This window comes from Natronococcus occultus SP4, assembly GCF_000328685.1.
GTDB lineage: Archaea > Halobacteriota > Halobacteria > Halobacteriales > Natrialbaceae > Natronococcus > Natronococcus occultus.
Genome location: NC_019974.1, coordinates 686,097 through 697,734 on the forward strand (window position 1 = coordinate 686,097; position 11,638 = coordinate 697,734).

Below are 11,638 nucleotides of genomic sequence, written 5' to 3' on the forward strand. Positions count from 1 at the left end.
CTTCGGTTCGCTCAATCCCCGAGTACCGGCACGGGAGCGGTCGTCTCGAGGGTTTCCTCGACCTGGGTGTAGACGAGGACGGCCCCCAGTGCCGCCAGGACGGTACCGAAGGCGAAGGGGACCCAGAACCCGTACCCGATCAGCGCGCCCGAGGAGAACGGGCCGATCGCGATCCCGAAGCCGAAGGCCATCGTCAGCACGGAGAGCTTCGAACCGGACTCGCCGTCGCCGGCGAGATCCCCAGCCAGGGCGAGTGCCGGTGCGAACACCATCGCGCCGGCGATTCCCTGGACGAGACGGGCCAGGAACATCGCCTCGGAACTCGTGACGAGCCCCTGGGCCATCGTCGCAGGAACGAGTACCACCATCCCGGCCAGGATGAAGGGCCGTCGGCCGTAGCGATCGCAGGCCCGGCCGATCGGCGTCTGGAGGAGGATCTGGGCGAGGATGAACGCCGCGAACTGGAGCCCGAACCAGGTCGACCCCTGATCGAGGTGATCGTTGACCTGGGGCTGGATGGTCGCAAAGAGGGCGATCGCCGCTGCCATGAACAGCGAGACGACGCCGAGGGTGAAGATCGGATCGAGCAGGTTCTTGCCCGACGAATCGAAGACGTCGATCGAGAGGTCGGCGCCCGCGGTCGCGCCCGTCGAGTCGGGATCCGTGATCAGGATCGTCACCAGCAGGTAGCTCAGCGCGGCCGTGATCGCGGCGACGTAGAAGGCGGCGTCGAAGCCGCTGATCGACAGCCCGCCGGGAAGCGGGTAGGGGCCGGCGCTGACGACCGCACCGGCGGCGACGGGGCCGGCGCCGAACCCGACCAGTCGGAACGTGTTGTAGACGCCCATGTTTCCGCCCCGGTCGCCCGTCGTCGCCAGCTCGTTGACCAGCGCGACCGACGCGGGGATAATGAAGGCGACGCTGATCCCCTGGAGTCCGCGGATCACCAGCAGGGAGTGGTAGGTCTCGGCGAAGACGTACGCCAGGTTCGTCGCCGCGAGACCGCCCAGTCCCACCAGGATGAACGTCTTCCGGCGTCGCATCCGGTCGGAGAGCCGTCCCGTCAGCGGCTGGAAGGAACTGTTCAGAAAGCCAAACAGCGAGAGGATGATGCCGATGATCATCGACTCGCCGAGGCCGAACGTCGGCCCGCCGACGACGTCGTCGGCGATGTACAGCGGGATCACGATGATCAGAAAGGAGTTCCCGACGCCGTCGGCCATCCGCGCGAACGCGAGCGCGAGCACCCGCCTGTCGACGGCAAACTGCGCGAGAATCCACCGAACGAGACGCCGCATCGACTCGACGTGTGTGGCCCTCCCCGATTATCGTTTCGAATCGAAATGCCGACCGAGCTGACAGTCCGTTTCTGCTGCAGCGCACTACAAGACTTCGGCTCGCGTCTCTCGGGTATGGAGGAAGTCAAACTCAGTCGAATCGACGACACGTTCGAACGCCTCGAGTACCCGGTCGAGGCCGACGCGGCCGCAAGCGAACTTGAGGACGTTACCCTACTGTTGGCCGACGGCGAACGAAACCTGGGCGAGCTGATCGAACGGAGTACGAGCGATCGGTTCGCGTCGGCCGACGACCTCGAGACCGAACTGCACAACGTCTTGCCCCGGGAGGCCGTCGGCGAGCCCTACCAGTCGGAAGGAGAAGGGTAGCTCGCCACGAACGGGAGAGCGGTCCAAACGGGTCGCTTAAGTCACTCCGTCGACGTATGCCGGACAACGATGGAATTCTGCGACGAATGCGGCTCGATGATGAAAGCCGAGGACGGCACGTGGGAGTGTGGTAGCTGCGGGTTTACGAAACCGAAAGGCGACGCGGCAGAGTACACAGTTACGGAGGACCAGGAGGCAAGTGAGGTGATCGAGTCCTCCGAGGAGACGTCGCTGCCCGAAACCGACGCGACCTGTCCCGAGTGCGGTAACGACCGGGCCTACTGGTACATGCAACAGATCCGGGCGGCCGACGAGTCCGAGACACGGTTTTTCATCTGTACCGACTGCGAGTACAAGTGGCGCGAGGACGACAACTAGCGCTCTGAGAGCGTCGAACGAAGGGGGGTGGGGAGAACGGTGGGGGTCGAACGGCAACGACGCCTCTGACACCTGCGGTCGCCCCGTCGGGGCAACCGGCCTGCACGCCATACATATCGCTCCGAAGACAAAAGCCCGGTTCCAATATCGTTTGGTACGTCAGACGATCTCCTGTAACTGTTTCTCGCAGCGACTGGGCAGCGTCCCGCAGTCGCTCCGGAGATGAGTTCCAGCAGTCCGTCTCACTCGTTCCTGGCGAGGGTCAGGTACCCCGTGTGGCCGACCGGCGCCGTCGACGGCCGCGAGCCGCGGTCGTCGAACTGCATCTCCCGCTGGATCGTCTCCCGGGTACGGATCTCCGAGAGGTCGGCCTCGCGGGCGGCCGCGACGACCTCGCGGGTCGACTCGACGAACGGGCTGTAGACCGCGAGGAACCCGCCCTCGACGAGCAGCTCCGGAACGTGCTCGACGACGTCCGGCGCGTCGCCCGTATCGAGCGTGACGACGTCGAACGACGACGGCTCGAGCTCGCCGACCGAGTCGGTGAGATCGCCGGTACGAACGTCGACATCGTCGGCGACTCCGCCCAGGCGCATGTTCTCCCGGGCGACCTCGGCGAACTCGGGATCGCGCTCGTAGGTCACCACCGACGCGCCCGCACGGGCCATCAGCGCCGTCAGGACGCCCGTGCCGGTTCCGGTGTCGAGGACGCGGTCGCCACGCGAGATTCCGGTTTCGCCGATCACCAGACCGACGTCCCGGGGGACCATCGGGGCGCCCGTCCGCTCGAAGTGATGGAAGAGATCGGGCCCCCGGAGTCGCCGCACCCGGAACGCTTCGTCCAGATGGGTCTCGATGGTCGTGCCGGGCTCGACGTCCTCGGGCACCTCGAGGACGCCCAGATCGGTTCCCATCTCCTCGCCGGGCTCGACGAGGAACTCGCGGTCGCCACGAACCAGTAGCACGGGTCGGCTCACGCGTTACTCGAGAGCCTCGACCGCGGCGGCGAGATCGCCGTCGTGTTCCTCGAGAGCCTCACGGGCCTCGCTCTCGCTGACGCCCGTTCGGGTGGCGACGATCTCGACGTCGTCGTCGGGGATCGCGCTGCCGGCGTCCTCGCTGGCTCCGGCGCCAGCGGCGTCGGCGCCGCCGGCCGCACCGGACTCGACCTCCTCGGGCGAACCGATGACCTGGTAGGTCTCCTGGCCGCGGGCGTCCATCTTCGTGACCTCGGCGTCGTCGAAGACGAGGTCGTACTCCGAGGTCCGGATGATGACTTCCTCGGCGTCGACGTCCTCGACGTCGATTCCCATCTGTTCCATCATCTGTTCCATCTTGCGCGGGTTCATGCCGCCGCCTCCTCCGAACATACCCGGTACGTCGCCACCCGCAACCTTTTACTTTGTCGTTCGAGAGACGTCGAGCGTTCTGCAGTAGCCCAGCGACGTTAGCGCTCCGCGGGAACGCCCTCGCGGACGCTCACTGCCATTCCCGTCTCGAAGTCGCCCATCGCCGCGCCGTCGAGTTCGGCCGTCCCGACCGCAAGCACCTCGCCGCGCTCGTGGACGACGACGACCTCATCGCCCGGGCGGATCTCGGCGCCCGCATCGAGGACGAACTTCGCGAAGACGTTCTTCTCCTCGCGGACGAAGGGCTCGCTCTCGTCGTCGACGACGACCCGGTAGGCCGGGACGGGAAGCGCGTCGTCGAGGCGCCGTCCGCCCTCGATCCCCAGGGTGAACCGGCCGTCGGTTCCAAACGAGACCAGACGGCCGTCCTCGCAGTGGACCTGCTGGGGTCGTCCCGAGGACGTCCGCTTGATCGTCAGCGATTCGGTCGGCGGGAACAGACTCGCACCCGCGCTCGCCCCGAACTGGTAGTCGGCGATCGTCCGCAGCGCCGGCAAGCCCGCGTTTCCGTCGGCTGGATCGCTCATAGCCCGCGTTCGCCGCGGGCGGTCGAAAGCCCTTCGACCCACGGCGACGCCCGTCGTTCGTGGATCGGTGACAGCCAGTGTCCCGCGACTGTCATCAGGAGCGTTATATAGTCCGGGACCGACTGGACGATCGAATGGATTTCACGCAGATCGTTCTCGGACTGGTGGTGCTGGCCGTGAGCAGCCTCACCTTCGCCGGCCCGTCCGCACTCGACTCCCACGTCCTCGTCTACGCGCTGACGGGCGCGGCGCTGGCGATCGGAATGGGTGCGCTGTTCCTCGATCGCGCCCGCGACGCGCGCCCCTAGAGCAGGAACGTCTCGTGGCGCGACTCGAGGTCCAGAAACGAGTCGGCCTCCGCGATGAGCTCCTCGGCGGTCGAGGACTCAAAGGCCATTACCTCGACGCGGACGCCCTCGTGGCGCAGGTGCGAGCAGAGCCGCGAGAAGTCGCCGTCGCCCGTACAGAGCACGACCGTATCGACGTGGTTGGCAAGCGTCACCGCGTCCAGGCTCATCCCGACGTCCCAGTCGGCTTTCTTCGACCCGTCGGCGAACGTCTTGATGTCCTTGATCTTCGTCTCGAACCCGATGTCGACCAGCGCGTCGAAGAAGCTCTCCTCCTCGGGCGCGTCGGCGCGGATCACGTACGCGATCGCGCGCGTGAGCTGGCGGCCCTGGACCGCCTTCTCCAGTAGCGACGAGTAGTCGATATTCCGGCTGTGGAGGCTCTGTGCAGTGTGGTAGAGGTTCTGCGCGTCGACGAGGACGGCGACGCGCTGACCCGGGTGGATCTCGGTCATACGATATCTTGGGTCGACGGCACTTAAAAAGTCGTGCCGTTTCCGCCGGCGGAGCACCCGTTTCCGTCGCTCGTACTCGGACAGCGCTCTCCTCCGAGAGCGGACGTTCACGGTGACTGAGAGTGAGAACTAAGTACCGGTGTAAAGTACGCTTTACTGTAAAGGGAGCTTTCCATAGCTTCCTTCCCAGCTATGACCGAACCAACTACTGCGGAACGGGAAACCGCCGCACGACGGGAACAGTACAGGGAGTGGATGGGACGCTCGGTCGGCGTCGGGCTCGCGGGATTCTTCGCCGCGGTCGGCGCCTGGCTCTTCGTCGTCCAAAGCGACGTCATCCTGCTCGCGGGACTCGCACTCTACTACCTGGGGTTCGTCGGCTACCTCCTCGTCTGGGGGCTGACGTCCGTCGCACTGTTCGACGAGCGCGAGCAACGGATCGAGAACGAGGCGGGCGGGATCGTGGCGACGGTCACCATGATCGTCGTCATCTTCGGCGTTCCGGGAGACGTCGTCCTCGAGACGACCGGTCTGGTGGCGGTTCCGGACGCCGTTCGCGGCGCTATCTACGGCTACTTCCTGCTCGTCGTCGGCTACCTACTGGTGTACGGCTACGTGAGCAGACGCTACTCATGAAAAACGACCTTCGGCAGTACCGGGAGACCCGCGATCTGAGCCAGGCCGATCTCGCGGCGGCCGTCGGCGTCTCCCGACAGACGATCAACGCTATCGAACGCGAGCGGTACGATCCCTCGCTCGAGCTCGCGTTCAAGTTGGCCGCGTACTTCGACTGCCGGGTCGAGGAGCTGTTCGATCCGCGGTTGAACGGGACGGCGTAAGCGTCCGGATCGTTCGAAACGGCCGCAAAAACGAGTCGACGGACGTTAGCTACGCAGCTTCTCGATGCGCTTCTCGGTCGGCGGGTGGGTCGCGAACACCGTCTCGAGCAGTCCGCGCTCGGAGTTGAAGATACAGAGCGCGGCCTGGCCCTCGTCGATGGTCGACTCGCGGTTCTCGGCGCCCTTCGAGATCTTCTCGAGGGCTCGCGCGAGCGGGTCGCCGCTGCCGATATACTGGCGAGCGTCGTCGTCGGCGACGTACTCGCGGTACCGCGAGATGGCCATCACGAGGATCGTTACGAGCATCTGGGCGACCATCGAGAGGATCCAGCCGACGATGAAACCGCCGGGGTTGTCCTCGCCACCGAAGACGTAGACGAAGTAGACGGCGTAGCCGACCATCATCCCGATGGAGCTGCCGACGGTCATCATCAGGACGTCGCGGTTCTTGATGTGGGCCAGTTCGTGGGCGACGACGCCCTCGAGTTCGTCGCGGTCGAGCATCCGGATGAGCTCCTCGCTGACGACGACGACGCCGTTACCCTTGCGACCGGTTGCGAAGGCGTTCGGGACGCCCATCTGCTGGACCATCAGCTTGGGCTTTTTGATTCCCATATCACGGCTCAACGACTCGGTCATGCGGTGGATATCGGCGTACTGTCCCTCCTCGGGCATCTCCTCGGCGCCGCGGGTAGCCATCCAGGTCCCGAGCTTGTACTGGATGAACGGGAACGTGATCAGCAACGCCAGGACGATCGGCCAGGCGCCCATCCCCAGGAACGCGAGGCCGACAGCCCCCACGAACAGGTACAGCGCCGCCAGCAGCGAGCCGACGACGAACATTCGTACTTTCAGTCCGAAGTCTGTCATAGGCGTCGTTAGGGAGTCACGATGTATAAATTTCGCGGGATAATTCGACAGACGGCGCAGGGTGATCGAGCGTTCGCTCCGTCGCGGGAAGCGGTCGCCGAACGTGTCGAGAGCCGCTTCGATGCCGACGAGGACGGCTCTGGTCAGCGATACCGGAGAGCCCCGGGCGTCCACAAATACGAGAGAGAGCGAAATTCATAAGTCCGTCCCCGTCGCTGTTCCGCGTATGCCACGCACCGCTCGCGTCACCGACTCGGTTTCCGTGAGCGGAGCGAGCGCGGTTCCTTTCTCGAAAAAACGCGTCTGAACGGTGTGCTCGTGGCGAGCGTAGCGACCTCGTCTCGGGCGCGGTTCGGGCGCGGACCGGCTTCGCGGGATCGTTCGACGAACGACCGACCACTACGCAATCCACCATGACAGACACCATCGACCTTTCGGGCGTCTTCCCGGCCATGTGTACGCCCTTCGACGAGGACGAACAGATCGACTTCGAAACCCTCCGCACGGACGCCCAACGGCTCGAGGAGGCGGGCGTCGACGGGCTCGTTCCCGTCGGCTCGACGGGCGAATCGGCGACGCTGACCCACGACGAACACGTCGAGGTCGTCGAGGCGGTGATCGACGCCGTCGACGACGTTCCCGTCATCGCGGGCTCGGGCTCGAACAACACCCGCGAGGCCCTGGAGCTCTCCGAGCGCTCGGCCGACGCCGGCGCCGACGGCCTGCTGTTGATCTCGCCGTACTACAACAAGCCCGAGCAGCGCGGCTTCGTCGAACACTACGAGAGGATCGCCGACGCCGTCGACCTCCCCCAGATCGTCTACAACGTCCCCTCGCGGACGGGCCAGAACATCGAGCCAGACACGGCCGTCGAACTGGCGAGCCACGAGAACATCGCGGGCTACAAGGCCGCCAGCGGCGACCTGGGCCAGATCGGCGAGATCGCCGAACGGACGACCGACGAGGAGTTCGCTGTCCTTTCGGGTGACGACGCGCTGACGCTGCCGACGATCTCGGTCGGCGGCACCGGCACGATCAGCGTCTCGGCGAACATCGAGCCCGAACGAACGTGTGCGATGGTCGGGGCCGCTCTCGAGGGCGACTACGACCGGGCCCGCCAGCTCCACCACGAGCTCGGCCCGCTGTTCCGGACGCTGTTCATCGAGACGAACCCGATCCCGGTCAAGGAAGCCATGGAGATCCGCGGCTACGGCCCCGCCCGTATGCGCTCGCCGATGACCCGCCTCTCGGCGGAGAACCGTGACGTTCTCGAGGACGTCCTCGCCGACCTCGAGGACGAACCGACGGCGGTCGCAGACGCAGAGGCCAGTCCATGACGGTCGGGATCGGCGTCACCGGAGCGACGGGACGGATGGGACGGGAGGTCGTCGCGGCTGTCGCCGGTCGCGAGGACTGCGAGGTCGCGTTCGCGGTCAACCGCGACCCCGACGACGAGCGCGTCGACGGCGTCGAACTCGAACCCGCCGACCGGTTCGACGCGCTGCTCTCCGAGCGCGAGCCCGACGCCGTGATCGACTTCACCGGGCCCGAGTCGGCTGCGGACTACGCCCGGGCCTGCGCCGAGACCGGCGTCGCCTTCGTCACGGGCACGACCGGGTTCGACGACGGCGGGCTCGCGGCGCTCGAGGACGCCGGCGACGAGGTTCCGATCCTCCACGCGCCGAACTTCGCCCGCGGGGTCCAGGCGCTGGTCAACGTCGTCGGCCAGGCGGTCCGGAACCTCCCGGGGTACGACGTCGAACTCGTCGAGACCCACCACAACGGGAAACGCGACGCACCCAGCGGCACCGCGAACAGACTGCTCGACGAGATCGAGGCAAACGGCGACTTCGCCGGGCGTGCGCACGGCCGCGAGGGCGAGGCCCCCCGCGAGGACGGCGAGATCGGCGTCCACGCGCTTCGTGCTGGCAGTATTACGGGCGAACACGAGGTCGTCCTCGCGGGCAACGACGAGGAGGTCCGGCTCACCCACCGCGCCGAGGACCGAGGCGTGTTCGCGGCCGGCGCGGTCGACGCCGCGGTCTGGATCGCAGGACGGAAGGCGGGGAACTACGACTTTGCGGACGTGATCGACGAATGAGCACGCTCGAAAGCGAGATCGGCGAGCTGTGGGATCGCAAGCAAAACGGCGAGGTCGACGCGGCGTCGGCCGGCGAGGACGAACACGCGACCCTGGAGGCCTTTCTCGAGGCCCTCGAGGACGGCGAGGTCCGCGCCGCCGAGAAGTCGGGCGGCGAGTGGGAGGCAAACGAGTGGGTCAAGCAGGGGATCCTGCTGAACTTCGGCCTGCGCGAGAACGAGGCCTACGAGTACGGCGGCGTCGATCACTACGACGTCCTCCCGCTGCGCGAGACCGACGACCTCGGCGAGCGCGGGACCCGGAACACGCCCGACGGGACGACGATCCGACGGGGCGCCTACCTCGGGTCGGACTGTATCATGATGAGCCCGAGCTTCGTCAACGTCGGCGCCTACGTCGGCGACGGCACCCTCGTCGACTCCTGTGACACGGTCGGCTCCTGCGCTCAGATCGGCGCGGACGTCAAGCTCGGCGCGAACACGCTGATCGGGGGCGTCCTCGAGCCCGTCGAGTCGGCGCCCGTCGTTGTCGAAGACAACGTTTCGCTCGGTGCCGGCTGCCGGGTGACCTCCGGGTTCGTCGTCGGCGAGAACAGCGTCGTCGGCGAGAACACCCTTCTGACGCCGCGGATCCCCGTCTACGACCTCGTCGAGGAGGAGGTCGTCTACGGCGAACTGCCCGCGAACCGGCGCGCCTTCACGCGGTTCGTTGAGTCCTCGGTCAGCGACCACGACCTCTTCGAGGGCGGCGCCTACAAGCCCGCCGTCGTCGCCACCGACCTCGAGACCGAGACCCTCGAGGCCACCGAGCGCGAGGACGCACTGCGGGAGTAAGATCCGACCGCCGTTCCGTTCCCGATCTTTTCATCCGACAGACACCGGTTTCGCTCGTTCTTTCGAGAAGTAACAGGAGAATATATATCTAATTATACCGAGGGTAGTTCGATAAAGTGTCGGCCAAGGGGTTCGGCATCGAATGGGAAGTTGCTGAGCCATAGTCGGTTTATTCACTGTTTTAGCGGCATCTGGGGCTACTTCTGAGATTGAGCGTCCGTCCTTCTGTTACCGATCGCCAGCTGTGGCCACTACCTGGTTAGCCGCTATCTTCGGCTCGCATACCTTTATTCGCTCGATACACTGGATCTGGTCGATACTAACGAGTCACGTTTCGGGACGAGGTCGGAGATATACGGAATCCGATATAAGGTCCAAATGATATTCGATCCGATATGCGTTCGGACCTGCGTATCGTAGCCCGTCTCCTGACGAGCGCAGCCGCCGGAGCGAACATGAGAATCGTTATTGTACTCGACGCTGTCGCCAGCGTATGCGCATCGACGACGAGGACGGAGTGCGAACGATCACCTTCGATCGGCCCGAACAGCTGAACTCGTTTACGGCCGACGAAGCCAGCGAGCTGGCGGCGGCCATCGAGGACGTCGACGAGGACGAGTACGACGCGATAGTGCTCACCGGCGAGGGCGAGGCGTTCAGCGCCGGAGGCGACCTCGAGGCGATGGACGAACGCGAGGAGACGCCCAAGGAGTCCTACGAGCGGACGACCGAGACGCTGGGACGGGTCGTCGAGACCGCGCTCACCTCGCCCGTTCCGGTCGTCGCGAAGGTAAACGGTGACGCCGTCGGCGCCGGACTGGCGGTCACTGCGGTTAGCGACTTCGCCTACGCCGCGGAATCGGCCGCGTTTAGCTGTGCGTTCGTCCGCGTCGGGCTCGTTCCTGACACCGGCGGGACCTTCCTGCTTCCGCAACTGATCGGGCTCCGGGACGCCAAGCGACTGGCACTGACCGCCGAGTTCGTCTCCGCCGAGGAGGCCGCGGAGCTGGGGCTCGTCAACGAGGCCGTTCCGGACGAGGAGCTCGACGACGCGGTCGCCGACCTCCTCGAGACGCTCCGGGAGCGCCCGACCGCGACGCTCGGGCTCACCAAGCGGGCGATCCACGAGAACATGGGCCGCTACTGGCAGGAGGCGCTGGATCACGAGCTACTCACCCAGTCGCTGGCGTACGGAACGCCGGAACACGAGGACGGCGTGCGGGCGTTTCTGGAACGACGCTGAGACGACACGTCGCTCGATCACCTAGCTATTTGGCGTTCCGTGAGTATGTCTCGGTATGCCAACCGTACTGCTCGCCATCGACGACGACGAGTCACACGTCGAACGCCAGATCGAGACGATCGCCGGACTACCCTTCTCCGGCGAAGCGCTCACCGTGACGATCCTGCACGTCTTCTCGGAGAACCCCTCGGGTGCGTCCGTCAACCAGCTCAAGACCGCGCGACTCGCACGAGACCGGCTGGAGGAGGCGGGTCTCGAGACGACCTTCGCCGAACGGAGCGGGGATCCCGCTGCGGAAGTCCTCGAGCACGCCAAGGACGAGGCCGTCGAACTGATCTGTGTCGCCGGACGGAAACGATCACCGACGGGGAAGGCCCTGTTCGGCAGCGTCACCCAGGACGTGATCCTCAACGCCGAGTGTCCGGTACTCGTCGCGGGCGACCTCGAAACCGAGTTCGAGACGTAGCCGTCTGGAGCCGGCGAAAACTGTTAGCTCGGGCGACGCTCGAGCAGTTCGTGGTTCTCGAGTGTCAACACCTCGACGCCGTCCTGGTTCGTGACAGTAATCGACTCACGAACGACACCCGTCTCGGGGTTGCTTTCGGAGACCCGCGTCTCAGTGATCGTGGTCGCTACCGAGAGGGTATCCCCCGGTCGAACGGGTTCGTGCCACCGGACGTCGTCGATCCCGAGTCCCGCGACGACCGCCCGATCCTGTCGCACTTCCTCGACGAGTAGCCGCACCGAAAGCGAGAGCGTGTGATAGCCGCTCGCGATGAGCCCTTCGTACCGGCTTTCAGCGGCCGCGGACGGATCCGTGTGGATCGCCAGCGGATCGAACTGTTCCCCGAAGTCGGTGATCTCCTCTTCCGTAACCGTAACTGATCCGCACTCGATCGTCTCGTCGACCGGAACGTCCTCGAGATAGACGACATTCGCGTCGCTGTCACACATATCGCCTTCCACCAC

17 protein-coding genes are annotated in these 11,638 nt (G+C 65.7%); 10 read left to right on the forward strand and 7 right to left on the reverse strand.

Features of this window, described 5'->3' with window-relative positions:
- Positions 1 to 11: 11 nt before the first annotated feature.
- Positions 12 to 1,298, reverse strand: a complete 1,287-nt coding sequence (locus NATOC_RS03425) for an MFS transporter (RefSeq protein WP_015320023.1) — start codon at positions 1,296 to 1,298, stop codon at positions 12 to 14.
- 114 nt (positions 1,299 to 1,412) lie between these two features.
- On the opposite strand from NATOC_RS03425, the gene NATOC_RS03430 reads away from it, so the two are divergent.
- Both NATOC_RS03430 and NATOC_RS03435 read left to right on the forward strand, forming a co-directional pair.
- Positions 1,413 to 1,667 carry a DUF5789 family protein gene (locus tag NATOC_RS03430; protein WP_015320024.1) on the forward strand — a complete coding sequence of 85 codons (255 nt, stop codon included), beginning with the start codon at positions 1,413 to 1,415 and terminating at the stop codon, positions 1,665 to 1,667.
- 69 nt (positions 1,668 to 1,736) lie between these two features.
- Positions 1,737 to 2,045, forward strand: coding sequence for a transcription factor S (locus NATOC_RS03435; protein WP_015320025.1), 309 nt, complete (start codon positions 1,737 to 1,739; stop codon positions 2,043 to 2,045).
- 242 nt (positions 2,046 to 2,287) lie between these two features.
- Here NATOC_RS03435 and NATOC_RS03440 read toward each other — a convergent pair whose 3' ends face one another.
- The 3 genes from NATOC_RS03440 to NATOC_RS03450 all read right to left on the reverse strand — a co-directional run bounded on the left by NATOC_RS03440 (position 2,288) and on the right by NATOC_RS03450 (position 3,981).
- A complete protein-coding gene (locus NATOC_RS03440) occupies positions 2,288 to 3,022 on the reverse strand; it encodes a methyltransferase domain-containing protein (RefSeq protein WP_049888636.1) in 735 nt (244 codons plus the stop codon).
- 3 nt (positions 3,023 to 3,025) lie between these two features.
- Positions 3,026 to 3,415: a nascent polypeptide-associated complex protein gene (locus NATOC_RS21570; RefSeq protein ID WP_015320027.1), complete on the reverse strand. Its 390-nt coding sequence runs from the start codon at positions 3,413 to 3,415 to the stop codon at positions 3,026 to 3,028.
- A 77-nt stretch (positions 3,416 to 3,492) separates the two neighbouring features.
- Positions 3,493 to 3,981: a PUA domain-containing protein gene (locus NATOC_RS03450; protein WP_015320028.1), complete on the reverse strand. Its 489-nt coding sequence runs from the start codon at positions 3,979 to 3,981 to the stop codon at positions 3,493 to 3,495.
- A gap of 134 nt (positions 3,982 to 4,115) precedes the next feature.
- Here NATOC_RS03450 and NATOC_RS22205 point away from each other — a divergent pair, with 134 nt between their 5' ends.
- Positions 4,116 to 4,289, forward strand: a complete 174-nt coding sequence (locus tag NATOC_RS22205) for a hypothetical protein (protein ID WP_015320029.1) — start codon at positions 4,116 to 4,118, stop codon at positions 4,287 to 4,289.
- Here NATOC_RS22205 and NATOC_RS03455 read toward each other — a convergent pair.
- Positions 4,286 to 4,783 (reverse strand): LabA-like NYN domain-containing protein, encoded by a 498-nt coding sequence (locus NATOC_RS03455; RefSeq protein ID WP_015320030.1) that lies wholly within the window; start codon positions 4,781 to 4,783, stop codon positions 4,286 to 4,288. The genes NATOC_RS22205 and NATOC_RS03455 overlap by 4 nt on opposite strands.
- Before the next feature lie 192 nt (positions 4,784 to 4,975).
- On the opposite strand from NATOC_RS03455, the gene NATOC_RS03460 reads away from it, so the two are divergent.
- Entirely contained in the window at positions 4,976 to 5,419 is a 444-nt protein-coding gene (locus NATOC_RS03460) for a hypothetical protein (RefSeq protein ID WP_015320031.1), read from the forward strand.
- On the forward strand, positions 5,416 to 5,622 hold the full coding sequence (locus NATOC_RS03465; protein ID WP_015320032.1) for a helix-turn-helix transcriptional regulator: 207 nt from the start codon (positions 5,416 to 5,418) through the stop codon (positions 5,620 to 5,622). The genes NATOC_RS03460 and NATOC_RS03465 overlap by 4 nt, the downstream gene beginning before the upstream one ends.
- Before the next feature lie 45 nt (positions 5,623 to 5,667).
- Here NATOC_RS03465 and NATOC_RS03470 read toward each other — a convergent pair whose 3' ends face one another.
- Positions 5,668 to 6,492, reverse strand: coding sequence for a M48 family metallopeptidase (locus NATOC_RS03470; RefSeq protein WP_015320033.1), 825 nt, complete (start codon positions 6,490 to 6,492; stop codon positions 5,668 to 5,670).
- Between the two features lie 413 nt (positions 6,493 to 6,905).
- Here NATOC_RS03470 and dapA point away from each other — a divergent pair, with 413 nt between their 5' ends.
- The 5 genes from dapA (at position 6,906) to NATOC_RS03495 (ending at position 11,135) form a co-directional block, all read left to right on the forward strand.
- Positions 6,906 to 7,829: a 4-hydroxy-tetrahydrodipicolinate synthase gene (gene dapA / locus NATOC_RS03475; protein WP_015320034.1), complete on the forward strand. Its 924-nt coding sequence runs from the start codon at positions 6,906 to 6,908 to the stop codon at positions 7,827 to 7,829.
- A complete protein-coding gene (gene dapB / locus NATOC_RS03480) occupies positions 7,826 to 8,593 on the forward strand; it encodes a 4-hydroxy-tetrahydrodipicolinate reductase (protein WP_015320035.1) in 768 nt (255 codons plus the stop codon). The genes dapA and dapB overlap by 4 nt, the downstream gene beginning before the upstream one ends.
- Positions 8,590 to 9,426, forward strand: coding sequence for a 2,3,4,5-tetrahydropyridine-2,6-dicarboxylate N-succinyltransferase (locus NATOC_RS03485; RefSeq protein ID WP_015320036.1), 837 nt, complete (start codon positions 8,590 to 8,592; stop codon positions 9,424 to 9,426). Before dapB ends, NATOC_RS03485 begins: the two co-directional genes overlap by 4 nt.
- Positions 9,427 to 9,919: 493 nt before the next feature.
- A complete protein-coding gene (locus NATOC_RS03490) occupies positions 9,920 to 10,669 on the forward strand; it encodes an enoyl-CoA hydratase/isomerase family protein (RefSeq protein ID WP_015320037.1) in 750 nt (249 codons plus the stop codon).
- Positions 10,670 to 10,724: 55 nt separating this feature from the next.
- Entirely contained in the window at positions 10,725 to 11,135 is a 411-nt protein-coding gene (locus NATOC_RS03495; RefSeq protein ID WP_015320038.1) for a universal stress protein, read from the forward strand.
- Between the two features lie 23 nt (positions 11,136 to 11,158).
- Here NATOC_RS03495 and NATOC_RS03500 read toward each other — a convergent pair whose 3' ends face one another.
- Complete coding sequence (locus NATOC_RS03500) at positions 11,159 to 11,623, reverse strand: MaoC/PaaZ C-terminal domain-containing protein (RefSeq protein ID WP_015320039.1); 465 nt, start codon at positions 11,621 to 11,623, stop codon at positions 11,159 to 11,161.
- Positions 11,624 to 11,638: the final 15 nt, after the last annotated feature.